The organism is Streptomyces chilikensis (assembly GCF_001642695.1).
GTDB classification, from domain to species: domain Bacteria; phylum Actinomycetota; class Actinomycetes; order Streptomycetales; family Streptomycetaceae; genus Streptomyces; species Streptomyces chilikensis.
In genome coordinates this window covers 1-19,117 of sequence record NZ_LWCC02000168.1, presented here as the reverse complement: position 1 = coordinate 19,117, position 19,117 = coordinate 1, and the positions used below count along the sequence as shown (strand labels likewise).

At 72.2% G+C, this 19,117-nt stretch carries 15 protein-coding genes; 11 read left to right on the top strand and 4 right to left on the bottom strand.

What is annotated here, in order from left to right:
- Positions 1-59 precede the first annotated feature (59 nt).
- Positions 60-716, bottom strand: a complete 657-nt coding sequence (locus A2U95_RS30385; protein ID WP_166028987.1) for a hypothetical protein — start codon at positions 714-716, stop codon at positions 60-62.
- A 479-nt stretch (positions 717-1,195) separates the two neighbouring features.
- Between A2U95_RS30385 and A2U95_RS30380 the strand changes: the two genes are divergently transcribed.
- The 11 genes from A2U95_RS30380 to A2U95_RS30330 all read left to right on the top strand — a co-directional run bounded on the left by A2U95_RS30380 (position 1,196) and on the right by A2U95_RS30330 (position 14,975).
- Positions 1,196-2,014 (top strand): hypothetical protein, encoded by an 819-nt coding sequence (locus A2U95_RS30380; protein ID WP_240958428.1) that lies wholly within the window; start codon positions 1,196-1,198, stop codon positions 2,012-2,014.
- A 378-nt stretch (positions 2,015-2,392) separates the two neighbouring features.
- Positions 2,393-2,668, top strand: coding sequence for a pilin (locus A2U95_RS30375; protein ID WP_166029014.1), 276 nt, complete (start codon positions 2,393-2,395; stop codon positions 2,666-2,668).
- A 371-nt stretch (positions 2,669-3,039) separates the two neighbouring features.
- Positions 3,040-4,593, top strand: coding sequence for a TrbL/VirB6 family protein (locus A2U95_RS30370; RefSeq protein ID WP_166028985.1), 1,554 nt, complete (start codon positions 3,040-3,042; stop codon positions 4,591-4,593).
- A 3-nt stretch (positions 4,594-4,596) separates the two neighbouring features.
- On the top strand, positions 4,597-5,547 hold the full coding sequence (locus tag A2U95_RS30365) for a PrgI family protein (protein ID WP_166028983.1): 951 nt from the start codon (positions 4,597-4,599) through the stop codon (positions 5,545-5,547).
- A complete protein-coding gene (locus A2U95_RS30360) occupies positions 5,544-7,340 on the top strand; it encodes a VirB4 family type IV secretion system protein (RefSeq protein WP_166028981.1) in 1,797 nt (598 codons plus the stop codon). Before A2U95_RS30365 ends, A2U95_RS30360 begins: the two co-directional genes overlap by 4 nt.
- Entirely contained in the window at positions 7,337-9,757 is a 2,421-nt protein-coding gene (locus A2U95_RS30355; protein WP_240958426.1) for a type IV secretory system conjugative DNA transfer family protein, read from the top strand. Before A2U95_RS30360 ends, A2U95_RS30355 begins: the two co-directional genes overlap by 4 nt.
- A gap of 37 nt (positions 9,758-9,794) precedes the next feature.
- Positions 9,795-10,790, top strand: a complete 996-nt coding sequence (locus A2U95_RS30350) for a replication-relaxation family protein (RefSeq protein ID WP_166028979.1) — start codon at positions 9,795-9,797, stop codon at positions 10,788-10,790.
- The gene (locus A2U95_RS30345) at positions 10,787-11,710 is read left to right on the top strand and encodes a C40 family peptidase (RefSeq protein ID WP_166028977.1); all 924 of its coding nucleotides are present in this window, start codon (positions 10,787-10,789) and stop codon (positions 11,708-11,710) included. Before A2U95_RS30350 ends, A2U95_RS30345 begins: the two co-directional genes overlap by 4 nt.
- A complete protein-coding gene (locus A2U95_RS33490) occupies positions 11,707-12,537 on the top strand; it encodes an extensin (RefSeq protein ID WP_277351006.1) in 831 nt (276 codons plus the stop codon). Before A2U95_RS30345 ends, A2U95_RS33490 begins: the two co-directional genes overlap by 4 nt.
- Before the next feature lie 203 nt (positions 12,538-12,740).
- Complete coding sequence (locus tag A2U95_RS33485; RefSeq protein ID WP_166028975.1) at positions 12,741-13,538, top strand: helix-turn-helix domain-containing protein; 798 nt, start codon at positions 12,741-12,743, stop codon at positions 13,536-13,538.
- A 537-nt stretch (positions 13,539-14,075) separates the two neighbouring features.
- Complete coding sequence (locus A2U95_RS30330) at positions 14,076-14,975, top strand: hypothetical protein (protein WP_166028973.1); 900 nt, start codon at positions 14,076-14,078, stop codon at positions 14,973-14,975.
- 197 nt (positions 14,976-15,172) lie between these two features.
- Here A2U95_RS30330 and A2U95_RS30325 read toward each other — a convergent pair whose 3' ends face one another.
- From A2U95_RS30325 to A2U95_RS30315, 3 genes are all read right to left on the bottom strand, one after another.
- Positions 15,173-15,670: a hypothetical protein gene (locus A2U95_RS30325; protein WP_166028971.1), complete on the bottom strand. Its 498-nt coding sequence runs from the start codon at positions 15,668-15,670 to the stop codon at positions 15,173-15,175.
- Between the two features lie 76 nt (positions 15,671-15,746).
- Positions 15,747-17,519: a VWA domain-containing protein gene (locus A2U95_RS30320; RefSeq protein ID WP_166028969.1), complete on the bottom strand. Its 1,773-nt coding sequence runs from the start codon at positions 17,517-17,519 to the stop codon at positions 15,747-15,749.
- A gap of 95 nt (positions 17,520-17,614) precedes the next feature.
- A complete protein-coding gene (locus tag A2U95_RS30315) occupies positions 17,615-18,706 on the bottom strand; it encodes an AAA family ATPase (RefSeq protein ID WP_166029010.1) in 1,092 nt (363 codons plus the stop codon).
- Positions 18,707-19,117: the final 411 nt, after the last annotated feature.

Here is a 19,117-nt window from a genome sequence, read left to right as displayed (position 1 = left end):
CAGATCGAGTCGGACGGGGCCATGGTTCTGTGCTCCTCGGTGTTCGGCGCTCGGTGGGGTCAGGGGTGGCGGATGACTGAGAAGACAAGCAGGTCGCAGTGGGCGAGGCCGGGCGGGGCGTCGTGGGGTGGGGTGGGGAGGAGGGTGTTGCCGCGGGGGCGGGCGTAGGCGACGGCGATGTGCTGGAGGTAGCGGAAGCCGGCGGTGCGGGCGTGGGCGGTGAGGAGTCCGAGGGGGTCGGTGAGCCAGCCGGCGTCGCGGCGCTGGCGGGTGGCGAGGAGCAGGAGGCCGTCGTCGGGGAGGTAGCGGTGGGCGCGGTGGAAGAAGCCGGGCCAGCCGTTCTCCGTTGCTCCGGGGAGGTCGTCGGTGCCGTCGCAGTCGGGCTGGAGGGCTGCGACGGGGAGGGCGTCGGGGTGGAGTTCGGCGAGGAGGAGGCGGGGCCGGGATGAGGGGCGGGACCTGACCGGGCCCGGGGCGCGAAGGTCGACGGCGGGGATGCGGGCGCCGACGCCGGGGACGAGGTCGCGGATGGCGATCTTGAGGAGGCGGGCGGGGTCGTGCTCGGGCCGGCCGACGAGGTCGGTGCGGATCTTGTCGAGGGCCCAGGCGGGGAGGACGCATCCGGGAAAGGGGCGGGTGCTCGTCTCTTCGGCGTCGGGGATCCAGATGGTGGCGGGCGGGGCGGCGGGGATTGGGGTGGGCTCGGAGTTCGTCATGGGGCGGGAGCCTCGGGCGGCAGGGTGGTGGACCGGCTGTGCTGACGTCAGGTCATAGGGACGGCCGGTGCCAGGTTTTGCCGTCGCGGTTCTGCCTTGAACGGTCCGGGCGAGATGCCGGGGTGGTCGGCGGGCGCTGAGGGCGAGCGGCCGAGCCACCTGTCTTTGCAGGTCAAGATGGGTGTACCGGGTGCCGGGCCAGTGGCGAGCCAGTCGCGGACCAGTAGCGAGCCACCGTTGAGAAGTAGCCCGGTTGGCGCAGTCGGCGTGCTCGGAGATTTTTGTGTTCGATTGCCGCCGCGGGGGCGGAGGGCTTTGCGCAGGTGGTTCCTGGTGGCGCGGGAGGCGGTGCTCGTACGGGCCGTGCCAGTGGTGCGCGGGTGGTTCGGCGGGGGCGCGTGGGTGGGCCGGGGGTGGCTCGGGCGGGGTCGAGAAGTGACGGCGCAAGCAGTTCACGACTCGTCGTCAGGAGATGCGTCATGCAGCACCGTCACCACCTTGTCCGCCGTCCCGCCTCCTCCGACCCGTGCGGTCGCGGGCAGTCGCCGTCTCCGCTGGAGGAGCTGGAGCGGGCGTTCCTCGCGCTGGCCCGGGGATCGGAGCCGTTGATGCTCCCGGCGCACCTGGTGTGTGAGGAGCCGGACCGGGAGTTCTGGCCGGTGGACCGCGTGCGGGCGCAGCTGGCACATCCGTCGACGCCGGCGGAGCTGCGGGAGCGGACCTGGCAGGAGGTGATCCGTCGGGCCCGTCGACTGGGGGCGCCGTGGGACGTGGTCGCGGTGGCCATGTCGGTGCCGGTGCTGCGGCGGATCCTGGCCCGGCTGCGGAGGCCGCAGCACCTAGAGCGGGCGGAGATGGAGCAGGAGGCGCTCGCGGGAGTGGCCTCGGCATTGCGCACGGTGAAGCTCGGGGACGAGCGGCCGGACCGGGAGCTGTTCCGAGCCGCGGACCGGGCCGTGCACCGGCTCGTGTACGCGGGATGGCGTCAGGTGAACCGAGAGGCGGCGTTCGAGGCCGCCGAGTTCACCGATGCCCGGACCCGGACCACGGTCGGGGACGACGAGGCGCCGAACGAGTTCACGGTGCTCGCCCAGGCCGTGCAGCAGCGCGTGCTGGACGTGGCGGAGGCTCGGCTGATCGCGCGTACGCGGCTCGCCGGTGAGCCGATGAGCCGGCTTGCCGCCGAGCGCGGGGTGAGCCTGCGGCAGCTCTACCGGCACCGGAACGCCGCCGAGGAGCACCTCGCCGCCCACCTGCGGTACCGGCTGGCCGACCGACGGACTCCTCCGTCCGAGTGAAGTGCGGTCTGGCCGTGTCACTACGGCCGGGGATCACCTCCATTCCGGGTGACGACGTCGAACTGGTCGTCGTCACGCGGGTCCTCGGCCGTGGCCGTCCGGCCCGGGTCCCGGTGGTGCGGGGTGCGCGGCCGTCTCGTGCTGACACCCCGAGAAACCAGCCCAAGCGACCTGAGGAGGTCGGCCCCGGGCTCAGGGTTCTGCGCACCTCGCACCGTCGGGCCGTCTTTCTTCCCCTCTCCCCCCTTTCTCGTCACTGTTGGAGGTGCTGCGGTGCTCGTGAAGCGCCTTCGCCCGTCTCGCCGCTCGCCGGTCCGGTCAACGTGGCTGCGCATTCTGCGTCGGCTGGTGTTCGTCGGCGGCCTGGTGGCGGTGCACATGCTGGTCGCGCCGGCGGTCGGCTGGGCGGTCGCCGACATCCCCACCGTGATCAGGAACCTGCGGAACTGGATCGTCGGGTTGCTGTCCGCGCTGGCAACGCTGTTCCTGACGTTCGGCGGCGTGCGGTATCTACTGGCCGGTGGCGATCCGGGGGAGGTCGAGTCCGCGAAGCGGGCGTTGAAGGCGTCGTCGATCGGTTTCGGCCTCGCCATGCTGGCCCCGGTGCTCGTCACCGTGCTGGAGAACATCGTCGGCGCGGGCGGCGGTGAGTGACCGTGACCGCGATCCGGTGCCTGCGCTGGGTGCTCCTCGGCTGCCTCGCGGTGGGGTGGCTCGTGCAGGGGTACGCGGTGCAGGCGCAGGCATCCGGCGGCCTGCCGTCACTGCTCGCTGCGCCTCAGCCACCGGAACCTCAGCCCATGCCGGGGCCCGCGCCGACTCCAGCACCAGCGCCAAGCCGGCCCCCTGAGCCGCAGCCTTCCCCGGGACCGCCTCCCTCGGCCGGTCCTTCGCGGCCCGCCCCGGAGCGCGGCGAACGACCGGAGCCGAGCGACGGGCTGATGCCCCGGGCCTGCGAGGCTGACGGCGACGCGAGTGACTGCGATGTCGACGACGGCTCGGGCGGTCTTTTCGACGTGGGCGCCATGGTCACGAACGCGATCACCTCGTTCCTGGGCGACCTGATCGAGCAGGTGATGAAGCCGATCCGCGAGTTCCTCGCGGACACGCTCCTGGCGACCCCGGACGTGACGCAACACGCGGACATCCAAAAGCTGTGGAAGTCGACCCTCGGCATCACGCTCGGCATCTATGTCCTGTTCGTGACGGCCGGCGGAATCACCGTCATGGGTCACGAGACGGTTCAGACCCGGTACGCCCTGCGGCACATCGCGCCTCGGCTGCTGGTGGGTCTCGCCGCTGGGACCGCCTCGCTGACGGTCATGGGGAAGGCGGTCGGCCTGTCCAACGCGCTGGCACACGCGATCCTCGCCTCGGACATGAGCGACGCCGGGCAAGGCTTGGTCGAGCGGGCGCTGCCGTTCGCGCTGTTCGGTGCGGCCGGGATCAAGATCTACCTGCTGCTCCTGGCCGTGATGGTCCTGGCGCTGGTCGTCGCGGTGCTCATCGGGTTCATGATGCGCGTCGCCGTGATGGCGCTCCTCGCGGTCGCCGCGCCCCTGATGCTGGCGTGTCACGCCCACCCGGTGACCGAGCCGGTGGCCCGGCTGTGGTGGAAGGCGCTGGGCGGCTGCCTGGCGATCCAGGTGATGCAGTCCCTGACCTTCGTGCTCGCGCTGAAGTTGTTCTTCGCCCCGGGAGCCACAGCCGTCGGCATCCCGAGGGCGGACGAGCTGGGCACGATGCTCGCCGGTACGGCGCTGTTCTGGGTGCTGTTCAAAATTCCGGGCTGGACGCTGCAGATTGTGCTGCGAGGGAGCCCGGCGTCGGCTCCTCATGCTCCGGCCGGGCTGCGGATGCTGAAGAACCTGGCGATGTACCGGCTCCTGACCCAGGCGACTCCGCTGGGCGGCCTCCTCGCCGCCGGCGCGGGCGGACGGTCCGGCGGCTTCGGCTTCGGGCCTCGCAGGCGCCCACCAGGTGGCGGCTCTGGTCCGGCCGGCGGATCCGGCGGCTCCCCTGGTGGGCCGGGCAACGGAGGCAGCCCCGCCGGCCTACCTTCGGCACCGTCAGCCTCACAGCCGGGTGGAGGCCTCCGGGCTCATGGTCAGCGGCTGCTCTCCGAAGGTCGCGCCGTGCTCACCCGGCTCGGCATCACGCCACCCCCCACCGCCCCTCCGCAGAACCAGGCCACTCCCCCGACTCCGCCGCCTCCCGCACGCCCTGGCCCCCGAGCCGTGGTCCACCCCGCGCAGGCCCGGCACAGGCAGCAGCTGGCGCTCCCGATCCACTCCCCGCGCGTCCCCGCCCGTCTCGGCCAGGCCACGCAGCTGTGGCTTCCCGTCCCCGCCGAACGGGTCCCCGCCCGGCCCGCCGCCCAGGCCCCTGGCGGCCACTCCCCATGCACCCCAGGCTCGGCCCCGCGCCCGTCCCCGGGCAGCACACTGCCCCCCGCCCCTCCCGCGAACCGCTCGCCCCGTGGCCGTCAAACGGTCCTGCCGATCCGCGTGGACCGGGTCCGCGTCCGTCCGCCGCGCCCCATACAGCTGCGGCTTCCGCTCGAACCGCCCAGGAGGTAACCCGTGCCGCACTCCCACGAGTCGGGCGAGTTCCCGTACTCGACCCGCATCCCCGCCGACATCTCCCGCCCCGACCGCGTCCTCGGCCCCTTCACCATCCGCCAGACCGCGATCCTCGCCGTCACCGCGCTGCTCCTCTACGGCGGCTGGTGGCTCAGCCGCCCGTTCATCGCCCCGCAGGTCTACCTCGCCCTGGTCGTCCCGGTGGCCGGCACCGCGGCAGCCCTGGCACTCGGACGGCGTGAGGGCGTGGGCCTGGACCGCTTCCTCGCCGCCCGCCTCGCCTACGCGCGCACACCGAAACGGCAGGTCCACGCACCGGAAGGCGTGCCGCCTCTCCCCTCCTTCCTCCCCACCCCGTGGACGGCCGAGGCCGGACCGCCACCAGCCGCCATGCACATGCCGTGCGACACGGTGACCGAGGCCGGCGTCCTCAGCCTCGGCTCCGAGGGCGAGGCCGCCCTCGCCACCTGCTCCACGGTCAACTTCGACCTCCGCTCCGTCTCCGAGCAGCAGAGCCTGACCGCCGGGTTCGCCCGCTGGCTCAACTCCCTCACCGGACCGGCTCAACTGCTCGTGCGCTGCCACAGCGTCGATCTCGCCCCGCTCGCCGACCGCCTGCATCAGGACGCCGCCGCCTTGCCGCACCCCGCGCTGGAGCAAGCCGCCCGCGCCCACGCCGACTACCTGGCCCGGCTCACCGCCCACGGCGGCAGCGCGCTGGGCCGGCAGATCGTCCTCGTCAGCCGCGAGAACGCCGGCCGGTCGCCGTCGGCGAACGCAAGCCGGGTCGTACAGCGGGTCTCCGAAGCCCAACGCTCCCTCGCCTCGGCCGAGATCACCGTCACCGCCCTCGACGGCCGGCGCACCGCCGCCCTGATCACCCAGGCCGCCAACGCCGACGCCACCCCGGCCGCCACAAGCACCTCCTCCCCGGAAGGACCCCGTTCATGAACGCCACCTCCACCGTCGACGCCCACCGCCTCCTCGACGTGGCCGGTCCCGAAGCGGTCGAGGTCCACTCCCGGATGCTGGCGATCGGCGGCCACCTGGCCACCACCCTGGTCGTCACCGGCTACCCGTCCGAGGTGACGCCCGGCTGGCTCTCGCCGCTGCTGAACTTCCCCGGGCACCTCGACATCGCCCTGCACATCGACCCGATCCCCAACGCCACGGCCGCCGCCGGGCTGAAGAAGCAGCGGGCCCGTCTCGAGTCCGGCCGCCGCAGCGGCTACGAGAAGGGACACCTCGACGACCCCGAGGTCGAGGCCGCGGCAGCCGACGCCGCCGACCTCGCCTACCGGATCGCCCGCGGCGAGGGGAAGCTCTTCCACGTCTCGCTCTACTTCACCGTGCACGCCCCAGACGAGGAGTCCCTCTCCGAGCAGACCGCGGCGGTCCGCGCGGTCGCCGAGTCCCTCCTCCTGAGCGTCGCCCCGACCACCTACCGCGCGCTGCCCGCCTGGCTCGCCACGCTGCCCCTCGGCGTCGACACCCTCAAGATCCGCCGCAGCTTCGACACCGCCGCCCTGGCCGCCTGCTTCCCCTTCACCGGCCCCGACCTCCCCCAGTCCACCGGCGACGACGGCGCACCGACCGGCGTGCTGTACGGGCTGAACGCCGCCTCCGGGACACCGGTCCTGTGGGACCGGTACGGGCAGGACAACTACAACTCGATCACCCTCGCCCGCTCCGGAGCGGGCAAGTCCTACTTCACCAAGTTGGAGTTGCTGCGGCTGTTGTTCACCGGCGTCACCGCCTCCGTCATCGACCCGGAGAACGAGTACGTGCGCCTGGCCGAGACCGTGGGCGGCACCGTCCTGGACCTCGGCGCCGACGGCGTCCGCGTCAACCCGTTCGACCTCCCGGCCACCACCGCCACGGGCGAGGACCTGCTGACCCGCCGCGTCCTCTTCCTCCACACCTTCCTCTCCGTCCTGCTTGGCGCGGAGCCGTCCCCGGACGAGAAGGCCGCCCTGGACCGGGCGATCCTCACCTGCTACGCCCGCGCCGGCATCACCGCCGACGCCCGCACCTGGCGGCGCACCCCGCCCACCCTCACCGACCTGACCGAAGTCCTCGCCGACGACGGCAGCACCCCGGCGAGCGCCGTCGCCGCCCGTTTGGCCCCGTACGTGACCGGCTCGCACGCCGGGCTGTTCAGCGGCCAGAGCACCAGTGACCTCTCCGGCCACCTGGTCGTGTTCGCGCTGCGGCAGTTGCCGGAGGAGGTGAAGGCTCCAGCGATGCTCCTCGCTCTGGACGCGATCTGGCGGCAGGTCACCTGCCGACCCCAGGCCGGCCGGCACCTGGTGGTGGTCGACGAGGCGTGGCTGCTCATGCGGGAGGGCGCCGGGGCGAAGTTCCTCTTCCGGATGGCCAAGGCGGCCCGCAAGCACTGGACCGGGCTCGCCGTCGTCACCCAGGACGCCGACGACGTCCTCGCCTCGCCGCTGGGGCGGGCCATCGTCTCGAACGCGGCGACGCAGATCCTCTTGCACCAGGCCCCGCAGGCGATCGACACGATCAGCGAGACCTTCAACCTCTGCCAGGGCGAACGGGACTTCCTGCTCTCCGCCGCCCAGGGCGAGGCGCTGCTGCTGACCGGCGACCGCCGGCACAAGGTCGCCTTCGCCAGCGTCGCCGCCCCCGGCGAACACGCCGTCGTCACCACGAACCCCGCAGAACTCACCGCCCGCCCCGGCAACACGTCCGAGGCCGGCGTCGAGGAGGACTGGGAGCTGTGAGCACCGCAACCCTCCTCGCCGCGCCGCCGGACCCGGGGCAGCCCTCCGGACTCCTGGTCGACTTCCTCCTCCACCCGGAAGACTTCGGACCCGCCTCTCTGTTCCGCGCCACCGTGGACTGGCTCGGGCCAGCGGCCCCGTTCCTCCTCCCGTGCCTGCTCGTGGCCGCGTCCGCCGCAGCCGTGGCCCGCCGACGGCTCCTCGACCACCGGCACCGGCAGTGGTCGACCGGCGCGCGCATGGTCGAGATCCTGGCCCCGCCCAATGTCGCCCCGAACGGCGGCCGCGTCCTGTGGGCGCAGCTGGCCGGGCTGCTGCGGCCGTGGTGGCGGCGGATCGTGTCCGGGCAGCCGCACCTGGCGTTCGAGTACTCCTGGACACACACCGGGCTGCGGATCCGCATCTGGGTCCCCGGCACCGCCCCGCTCGACCTGGTGCGCCGCGCCGTGGAGGCGGCCTGGCCCGGCGCGCACACCCGCGTCACCGACCCGGAACCGCTCCTCCCCGCCGGACACGAGGTGAGCGCCGGCCGGATGCGGCTGGCCAAGCCGGACGTGCTCCCGCTGCGCACCGACCACACCACCGATCCGCTGCGCCCGCTGCTCCAGGCCGCCACCGGCATGGGCGAGGAGGAGACGGCGTGCGTGCAGATCCTCGCCCGCCCCGCCACCGGCCTGGCCCTGCGCCGCGCCCGCCGCCAGGGCCGCACGCTGAAGGCCGGGCAGGCGCCGGCCCGCCTGCCGGCGCTCGCCGCGCTCCTCTTTCACCGGTCCCAGCCCTCGGCCACGGGCAAACTGGATCCCGAACACAGCGCCGCGGTACGGCAGATGGCCGTCAAGCAGGCAGGCGCCCAGTGGCAGTGCACCATCACCTACGCCGCGTCCTGCTCACCGAAGCCGGAAGCCGCCCCGGACCTCGTGCGAGGCCGCGCCCACGCCTTGGCCTCGGCGTTCGGTCTCTTCGCCGACCGCAACTACCTGGTCCGCACCCGCCTGCGCCACCCCGAGCCGCACCTCAGCGACCGCCGCCACCCGGCACTCCGGCGGCCCGCCCTGCTCTCCGTCCCGGAACTCGCCGCCCTGGCCCACCTCCCCGTGGACCCGGACGCTCCCGGCCTGCGCCGCGCCGGCGCACGGTCCGTCCTCCCGCCGCCCACCATCCCCGAGGCCGCGCCCGACAGCGGCGTGAAACCGCTCGGCCAGTCCGACACCGGCGCGCGCCGGGGCGTGGGCCTGAGCGTGCCGGACGCCCGCCACCACCTGCACGTCATGGGCGCAACCGGCTCCGGCAAGTCCACGCTGATCGGCAACCTCGTCCTCGACGACGTCCGCAACCACCGCGGCGTCATCGTCATCGACCCCAAGGGCGACCTCGTCACCGACCTCCTCGACCGGCTCCCCGACGACTGCGCCGACCGCCTGGTCTTCATCGACCCCGACGACCCGCACACCCCGCCCTGCCTGAACGTCCTGGACGGCGCGGACATCGACGTCGTCGTCGACAACCTGACCGGGATCTTCCGCCGCATCTTCACCGCGTTCTGGGGACCGCGCACCGACGACGTGATGCGCGCCGCCTGCCTCACCCTCCTAAAGCACCGCGAACGCACCCGCCAGACCGTCACCCTCGCCGACGTCCCCCGGCTCCTGGGCGAGAGCTCCTACCGGCTGCGGATCGTCCCCGCCCTCAAGGACCCGGTGCTGCGCGGGTTCTGGGACTGGTACGAGTCGATGTCCGAGCCGTCGCGCGCCGCGGTCGTCGGCCCGGTGATGAACAAGCTGCGCGCCTTCCTCCTGCGCGACTTCGCCCGACGGGCGATCGCCGCCGGCCCGTCCACCTTCGACCTCGGGCAGGTCCTCGACGGCGGCATCCTCCTCGCCCGTCTCCCCAAGGGCGCCCTAGGCGAGGAGACCGCCCGGCTCCTCGGCTCGTTCATCGTCGCCGGCACCTGGCAGGCCGCCGCCGCCCGCGCCCGCACCCCCGAGCAGTCCCGCATCGACGCCACGCTCAGCATCGACGAGGCCCACAACTTCCTCACGCTGCCGTACCCGTTGGAGGACATGCTCGCCGAGGCCCGCGGCTACCGGCTCTCCATGCTGCTGGCCCACCAGCACCTCGCGCAGCTTCCCCGCGACCTGCGCGAAGGCATCTCCGCCAACGCCCGCAACAAGATCTTCTTCAACGCCTCCCCCGAGGACGCCAACGCTCTGGAGCGGCACACGCTCCCCACCTTGGCCGCGCACGACCTCGCGCACCTCGGCCCTTACCAGGCGGCCGCCCATCTCCTGTCCGGCGGAGCCGAGGCCGCCGCGTTCACCCTCACCACCCGGCCCTTGCCCCCGGCCGTCCCGGGCCGCGCCCGCGACCTGCGCGCCGCAGCCGCCGGACGCACCGGCCCGCGCCCCGCCACCCGCTGAACCACCCTCCCTCGACGCACCACTTGGAGGCTTCGCCATGCCCGCACTCCCCCGCCCGGCCTCAGGCCCCGGTGCCCGCTACACGCCGCGCGCCGCGACCTCCCGGCCCCGCTCCCGCGCCGCCCGCTACATCGACGTCGCCGCCCTCAGCCGGCACCTCACCGAACGCGACGTCTGGCTCGCCCGGATGGTCCACGAGCACAAGGTGCTCACCAGCCATCAGATCACGCGCCTCGCCTTCGGCGCCCTCCGCACCGCCCAGCGACGCTTGCTCACCCTCCACCAGCTCGGCGTCCTCGACTCCTTCCGCCCCCTCGCCCAGACCGGCTCCGCGCCCGAGCACTACACCCTCGGCCCGGCCGGAGCATCCTTCCTCGCCTCCTCCGCCGGATGCGACCTGACCGAAGTCGGCTGGCACTCCACCCGCATCGGCCGCATCGCCTACTCCCCCTCCCTCGGCCACGACCTCGGCGTCAACGAACTCCTCACCCACCTCGCCGCCCACACCCGCACCACCCCCGGCCACCAGCTCACCCTCTGGCTCTCCGCCCGCTCCTGCGCCCGCCGCTGGGGCGACCTCATCCGCCCCGACGCCTACGCCCACTGGCAGGCCAACGGCCAACTCCTGCCGTTCTTCCTCGAGTACGACACCGGCAGCGAATCCCTCGCCCGCGTCGAGGCCAAGCTCCCCGGCTACGCCGCATTCGCCACCACCACCGGCACCAGCCCGGCCCTCCTCCTGCACACCCGCACCGAATCCCACGCCCAGCTGCTGCGCCGACGCCTCGCCGTACCCGCCCGCGAACTCGGGCTCACCGTCGCGACGTCCTCCGCCGACTTCACCACCTCCACGCCCTGGGGCCCGTGGTGGTCGCCCCTCCCGCCCGGCGACACCCGCCGCACCACCCTCGCCGGCCTCACCGCCCACTGGCCCTCGCTCACCCCGGCCACCGGCCTCGACCCCACCGACGCCGACACCGCCCTCACTCTCCCCGTCCCGCCCCTGCCCCCGGCCCTCGGAGGAACCGCATGAGCTCGACCCTCGCCAAGACGGTCGGCTGCCTCGGCTGCGCGGTCGTCGCCCTCCCCCTGCTGGCCGCCGTCGCCCTCATCACCGCGCTCACCGGCCCCGCCACCGGCTCCACACACGAGGACTTCCCGCCGGGCTGGGCCGCCCTCTACCAGCGAGGCGCCGCCGAATGCCCGGGCCTGCACTGGACGGTCCTCGCAGCCATCGGCAAGGTCGAGACCGACCACGGCCGGCACCCCACCATGATCTCCAGCGCCGGAGCCGTCGGCCCGATGCAGTTCCTCCCATCCACCTTCGCGATCTACGCCTACCCGGTGCCACCCGGCGGCAAGAACCCGCCCACCCCCTGGGACCGCGTCGACGCCATCCACGCCGCCGCCCGCCTCCTGTGCGCGAACGGCGCACGAGGCGGCCGCGACCTCCGCCGCGCCATCTGGCACTACAACCCCTCCGACGCCTACGTCGACAAGGTCCTGCGCACCGCCGACCGTTACAAAGCCACCGCCGACCACGCGGCCCCCGTCGCCCCGGCCAAGGCGGCCCGCCGCGCGATCGCCTTCGCCCGCGCACAGATCGGCACCCCCTACGTCTGGGGCGGCGACGGCCCCTCCGAGGGCGGCTTCGACTGCTCCGGGCTCACCCGCGCCGCCTACCGGGCCGCCGGCATCGGCATCCCGCGCGTCGCCCAGGACCAGTTCAACGCCGGCCCCCGAGTACGCCGCGGCGCCCGACTCCTCCCCGGGGACCTCCTCTTCTTCGGCCCCAGCCCGCGCGAGATCACCCACGTCACCCTCTACATCGGCGGCGGCAAGTCCATCGAGGCCCCCTACACCGGCTCCCACGTCAAGAAGAGCCCAGCACGCACCAACTCACCCTCCTACCAGGGCGCCACCCGCCCCTGGGCACGAGGCGGCAAACGATGAAGCCCGTCATCCCGACCCACGAGGCCGTCGCGCTGCTCCGCAACATGACCCGCGTCCTCGGCGTCGTCGCCGCCCTGGCCCTCGTCTTCACCACCGTCAACGTCACCCGCTTCGCCACCAGCCGCGACGTCCCGCTGCCCATCGCCGTCCTCCTAGACCCGATGATCGGCACCACCCTCGCCGGCGTCCTCTACGTCGACGCCCGCCTCGCCTCCTGGGGCATCCCACCGCCCGCCTGGTCCACCGCCCTGCGCTGGACCGCCGGCTGCACCGCCGCCCTCATGAACTCCTGGGAAAGCCTCTGGCCCGACCGCCACATCGGCTGGCCCCGCCACGCCGACCCCGCCGCCGTCCTCCTCCACCTCACCCCGGCGCTGCTGCTGATCGGCCTCACCGAAACCATCGCCGCCTACCGGCGCACGATCAGCCACCTCTTGGACGCCCCCGCCGACGAGGCCACCGCCGAGCTGGCACCCACCCCGCCGACCCCGGAAACCGCTGACGCAGCGGCACAGCCCACCACCCCGCCCCCGATCGACGACGACCTCTGGGGCGCGGCGGTCGCACTGGACGAAACGGTCCGCACGGCAACCGGCTCCCCCGTCAGCGTCTGGCGGCTCCGGCAGGACCTACGCATCGGCCCCCGCCGCGCCGCCCGGCTCCACGAACAACTCCGCACCCACCGCCCGAACGCCCCGTGCCCCTGCCCAACCGTCACCCCCGACCACGCCGAACCGCCCCCGACCGGCACACCACCCACCGACCGACCACCCGCTCCCACCAGCGGATTCGACATCCCCCGACACCATCCGGATGACACCGCTTGACTTCGTCGCCGCCATCGAGCGTCCATGGTCGTGGCCGACCACCCGAGCGGACACACGGACTGCCGTAAGCCCGCACGTCACGGCCCCGTTCGTCCCGGAACCACGCGCTGCGCACGCGCCCCGACGAACACCCGCGGACCGCCCATCGGTCCGCCCCCGGCCGGGGACCTCACCGACCGATCACACGGAAAACGAGGACCCCAATGTCTGTCACCACCCTGACCACCACCGCCTCCGAGACCCCCGCCAACGACCCGCTGGCCGCCCTTCCCCCCTCCTGCCGAACCGTCCACACCCACCTCCTCACCCTCACCGACCCGACCTCCGCCCCCGACATCGCCACCGCGATCGGCCTCGGCCGCTCCACCGCCGCCAAGGCCCTCGCCGCCCTCGAACAGCACGGCCTCGCCGAACGCGTCACCGGCCACTACGTCGGAACGGTCCGCACCCCGGACCTCTGGAAGGCCACCGCCCCGGCCGCCCCCGAGCCCTCGGCGGACACCCCGGACGACATCGAGCAGCCGGAAGCCGCCCTGGCCCCCGACCTCCCGGAGCCGATCACCCCCACCGAGCAGCAGCCGACCCCGCCGGCACCCGAAGCACCCGCTCCGGCCCCTGCGGCGGCCGCCCCGAAAGCCGCCACGCCCGAGCCCGTCCCGACGCCCCCGGCCCCGGAACCGGCCGCGCCCGCAGCCCCGGCCCCCACGCCCGTCCCCCCTGCCCCCGAACTCCCCGCCCAGCGCACCGCCCCGGTGCTGACGGTGATCCCCGGTGGCGACGGCCAGCGTCTCGCCCCGGGCGCACTCCGCCAGATGGTCCTCGACCACCTCACTGCTCACCCGGGGGAGGCATTCACCTCAACCCGCATCAGCCGCGCGATCGGCCGCTCCTCCGGCGCCATCGCCAACGCCCTCGTTACCCTCACCCGCCACGGCCTCGCCGAACAGGTCACCGTCCGACCGATGAGGTACCGACTGGCCGAGGCGGCCGTCGGGGCGTAGAAAGCGAAACGCCGTGTGGCCCACCAAGAAGGCGGGCCACACGGCGTTGAGCGACACCACTGAAGCGGTCACCCGGACACTGAAGCGGTCACCCGGACTTGGTGCGCGCTACCCGGCTGGCCTCCTGCAATCAAGCCGCCGCACGGCTGCCCATCGGATAGAGCCTCTCCACCTTCCCCGTCGCGCTGTCGGATCCGGACACCTCAACAATCCCGTGGCCCACGCCTGCTCTGCCATGCGCACTACCGATCACGGGCCGACCAACCGCCATCTTGTTGTGTTAGCCGCTATTAGTTGGGAACTGCCAGCCTTACCCGTCACACCGCAACAGCGGCAACAGCCACCGCACTTGACAATATTGGGCCGCCACCTGTTTCCTACCGCTTGGGCACAAACTGGGTGGCGACTTCACGCGAGCGCACGGGTTGCAACATCACGGCACGCGCCACATTCTCTGACTTCAAATTCCACCGACGACAGCCGCCACCCCTAGTGCGCAGCAGAAGCGGACGACAACTAAGCAAGATGGGCATGCACATGAGAAGTGACATAGAACTCGACACAGAAAACAGGCGAGGCGATCAACTCAATGACCATGCGGTGGATTTCCCACCCCTAGAAAACGGAGTAGATTACATTCTCAGCGTTGCTGAGTACCTAACCGCCCAGCAGCCGCCCACTCCACGCAATCTGAAATATGCGGTACTACACCTACAGGCAGCCGCCGAAGTTCTCCTCAAAGCTCGACTGCAACTCGAACACTGGATCCTAGTCTTCAAGGAACCCGGCTCGGCATCGCGCCAGAAATTCGAAGAAGGCGACTTTGAAAGCTGCAACACAACGGTAACCATAGCCCGCCTTCGACAAATCGCCGACGTTGAGATAGACGAAAAATCAATCAAGGCGATCGATGTTCTCGCAAAGTCGCGGAATGCGCTTCAACACTTTGGCCTCTCCACTCCGGCCCGAGCAATCGAGGCCCGGGCAGCCCAGGTACTAGACTTCCTAATATCCTTCGTGTACGACCAGCTACTTCCGGAACTCCCTGGCGCAGAGGTTGACAAAGTCGTTGGCGACCTAGATGCGGCCACTAAAAAGCTTCGCACCATCCGATCTTTTATCGATGCACGCCTAAAACGCCTCACCGGGAAGCTAAAAAACGTCAGGCATCGAACCTTGAAATGCCCAGAGTGCGACCAGTGGGGCCTCGTTGCCGGCGATTCCGATGAGCTCTACGAATGTCATTTTTGCCACTTTCTCTACGGCAGCCCACTTTTGGCCCTGGATATGTGGGTCGCCACCCAGCGCACCTCGGGAGAAGATATCAAATTGAAAGCATGCCCGGACTGTAATCGAAAAGCGCTCCTTGACAACTGTGCAAGGGTAAACGAAGCACCCCAGGAGCGGCGAACTCTATGTTTTTACTGCGGTCAGTAATGATGAACGGTTAAAAACGGTCCGGTATTCACCCAGGAAGTCGTCGGAGTTGCACGGGCGGCACCGCCGTGGGGTGCGCAACCATCAGGCACGTCAGTTGGCCAGCAGGGCGTAGTCATGCCGATGTCGGGCTCTCGGTTGGGTCGCCGGGAGGGCGGGGCCAGGTGGACGGCCCGCCCGTGTGGAGGTTGAGCCGGTCAGCGGATGCCGCCGTGGCGGCAGTCGGTGGTGTGGCCGGCGTCCTCCTGGAAGGTTTCGGGGAAGCTGTCGGGGCGGTCGGTGTCGCGGGTGGTGAACGGGGCCCGGGCGAGGTAGGTGCCGAGGTCGGCGAGGTGGCGGATGTCCGCGAGGGGGACCTCGCCGCCGCACTCCGGGCAGGGGCCGAGGAGCTCGAACGGCTCGTCGTCGTACAGCGGGTTGCGGGCGAGGAAGGTGTAGGTGTCGCCGCTGGCCGGGCACTTGACGGTGGCGATGATCGGTTCGCCGGGGAAGATGCGGCGGCGGATGCCGTCCGGCTGGGTTTCGATCCGGTCGAGGCCGATGCCGAGGGCGGCGGCGAGGCGGAGCCGCGTGCGGGCGTGGTCCGCGCCGCGGAAGGGGCCGTACGGGCTCTGCTCGGGTGCCAGGCGGAGGTAGGCGGCTGCGGCGTGGGCGCGGTCGGACAGGCGTGTCGTCTGGGGGGTCTGGGAGTTCATCTGGCTGGTCCTTTCGGGTGGTTGGGTCGGTGGTCGCCCGGGGCCGCCCCGCCGGGGCGGGGCGGCCCCGGGTCGGTCAGGTGGCTGCGAGGGCGGCGGTGGCGGCCTTGCCGATGGCGGCGGCTGCCTGGGCCGGGTCGGTGAGTTCGAGGAAGGTGCTGCCGGGCAGCGGGCGGGAGCCTTCTGCGAAGGCGAGCCACAGGACCGCGCATCCGGCGGCGCGCAGGGTGGTGATCCGCTCGGCTGCGGCCTTGGCCTCGGACAGCCGGTACCTGCCGTCGGAGGCGATCACGAGGAGGCGGCCCGCGCCGGGGGTCGTCAGGCCGAGTCCGGCGGTGAGGGCGTCGATCGCCTCGGCGAGGTTGTGGCCGGTGTCGTTGGCGTCGAAGCGGGTCACGCGGTCCGGGGTCCGGCCGGGAGCGGTGATCGCGGTGAGGGTCCTGGAGAAGGCGACGGTCGCGGTGCGGGAGTCGGGGTCGGTGAGGGCTGCGGCCTTGGCAACGATCCAGGCGGCCGAGGCGATCGGTCCGGTGGCGTCGTCCATCGAGGCGGAGACGTCCACGGCGATCCCGATCCGCAGGGGCGGGATCGGTCCCTGTCGGCGCTCGGTGCGGATCCAGGGCTGGGCGGTGGGCACGGCACCGGCGGCGCGCTGCGCGTCGCGGACGAGGGCCCCGCGCATGCTGAGGCGTCCGGGCGGGGCGGCGGAGGCGGTGACCGTGACGGTGCGCTCGCGGTAAGCGGCTGCGCGCAGGGCGCGGGCGAGTCGTCCAGCGGCGGACTTCTCGGCAGCCGTGGGCTGCCGGGTGCCGATTACGGGGCTGGGGCCGGAGCGCGTGTTCTTCTTCTTGCCCTTCGGGGTGTCGGGTCGGAACACCTTCTCAGCCGTTTCGGCGGCCTGCTGAGCGCGGGCGGCCTGCTGAGCCTTCTCGCGCTTGCGGGCGCGGGTGGCCCTGTCGGCCGCGTTGTTGACGTCGACCGTGCTGGTCACCTCCGCGATGGCGGCGGCGAGTTCGCTGGGTTCCTCGGACTGGCCCTGCTGCGGGAACGGCGGCGGGAGCTCAGGGTCCGTGGCGAGAAGGTCGCACCAGGCCTTGGCGTGGGCGAGCATGCTCTGCTCGTCCTCGTCGCCGGTGGCGTGGGCGGCCTGCCAGATGGTGGCCAGGTTGGCGAGGAGGTCGGGGCCGAGGATCGTGGTGACGGCGGTTTCGAGGGGTTCGGTTTCCTCCGGGGTGAGGATTCCGGCGTCACGGCGGGCGAGGATCAGTCCGGCGGCGGTGGCGGCCTGCCACTTGTCGTCGGCGGCCTCGGGGGTGATGTCCTCCATGATGAGCCCGGTGACCACAGCCCGGAGCCAGGGCAGATCCTGGGGGCGGCGGCCGAGGTGGGCCTTCTCGATGCGGGACTCCTCCAGGATTTCGGCGGCGTTTCCCTGGGCCGTTCCTCGCAGGGCTTCCGGGGTGTCCCACTTGCTGTGGGCGGCGTGCGCGGCCTCGTGGGTGAGCGCTCCCCAGACGACCGGGTGGTCCTCCTCGTCACCCGGCTTGGCCAGGCTGACGGTCGCGGGGTGAACGGGGCCGAACAACCGGCCGTCCACCTCGACCTGTGCGAGGGCGGGGAAGAAGGCGGCCGGTGCGCCGGTGACGGTGCCGGGCTTGCACGTGACGATCAGGTCGCCGCGTCCGGCGAGCTCGGGGAGGCGGGCGGCCATCTCCGCGCCGATCCGCATCCAGTGCAGGTCGCGGGGGCCGATCGGGGGGTCGTAGGCGGGGCCGCCGTCGTCCTCCCACTGGGCGAGGGCACCGGGGGCGTAGGCGTTCGGGGGTTCCGGCATGAAGTGGGCAGGCATGGTCTGTCCTTCCGTGTGGGTTGGGGCTTGGGGGTTGGTGGCCCTGTGGGCCGTGTCCGGCCCGGCCCCGGCGTCCGCCGGGGCCGGGCGGCGGGTCAGAGTTGGCGGCCGAGGGAGAGGGCGGTGACCGGGCGGCCGGTGGCCTTTCCGACGACTTCCGCGACCGTGTCGCGGTCCTCCAGCGGTGCGATGCCGACGAGGTTGGAGAAGGCGGCGTCCGCGCCGAGTACGTCCGCGATCTTTTGGAAGGCGATGAGTTCGCGAAGCTGCGGAGCCCAGCCGATCTCGCCTGCCTTCTGAAGGGTGGCGAGGTTGCGGGCGATACGGACTGCGGTCGGGTTGATCTTCAGTGAGGCGGCGAGGTCGTAGTCGGAACCCACCTGGACCTGCACGCTGAAGCGGCTGGCCAGCGCCTCGGTCAACACGGCCCCGTGGACACCGGGGTTGTGTCCGGCGATCACGTAGAACCCGTCGGCGGCGGTGATGGTCTCGCCCTTGTGTGCCTTGACCTGGATCTGACGGCGGCCGTCCATGGCCGGGTAGAGGGCGGCCAGCACCTTCGGTGAGATGAGGGTGGCGTCGTCGAGGAGGAGGGCGCGGCCCTCCTCCATCGCGGTGACGAGCGGTCCGTAGACGAACTCGTAGCCGCCCTGCTCGTTCTGGGTGTACTCGCCGATGAGGTCGCCGACGGTCGTGTCTCCGTCGCCCGCGACGGTGATCAGGTCGGGGAAGGCGGCCTCGATGAGCGAGGTCTTGCCCGTGCCGGGCGGCCCGTACAGGAGGACCGGGACCTGAGCGTCCCGCAGCCGCCGGAGCGCCTCGATGTCCGGCAGATCGGCGAGGGCGCGCGGGTGGTACTGCTGGCCGTTCGGGCGGAGGATCGGCTGCGGCCCGGTCTGCAGGTTCTGCGCGGCACGGGCCGGGGCGGCCGGGGCGGAGCGGCGTGCCGCCCTCACCGGGGACGGCGCGGCGGCCGGGGCGGGAACGGTGGCGACCCGCTGGGCGGCGTTCGATGTGGCGGTGTTCGCCTGGTACGTGCGGGGGTTGGTGCCCCGCCGCACCGCCTCGCCCCGGCGCAGCAGGGTCTCGCACGCGTTGCCGATCGCACCCCCGGAGTTGCCCAGCAGCTTCGCGAGGTCGGTGACGGTGAAGGACCGCTGAGGGTTCGCCGCGAGAACGTGGGCGATCGCCGCCCGCAGCTCCCCGGGACGTGCCTTCCGGCCGAGGGGCGCGGCGGCGGCGTACGAGGTGGGGGGTGTGGCCATGGTGCGTGCCTTTCTTTCGGCGAGGATCCGGATTCACCGGGCGAGGGATAGCGGCCCATTTTTGGGCGCACTTCTCCCGTGCGCGGAATGCGGATTTCCTTCGGATTCACTTCCCGGTCCGTCCGGGAACAATTCAAATGTATCTCGATGAGCCGAGTTCCAGGGCCGAAAAATAGGCTTGATATTGCTGGAATGCTCGTGAATTCACGACGGGAATGGAGGGGAATTCAATTCGGCACGACAGAAAGCGTCGTGCTCGCCGCCGACAACGACAGGCGCACGCCGGGCCGCCGCCGGGCCGCCGCCGGGCCGCCGCCGGGCCGCCGCCGGGCC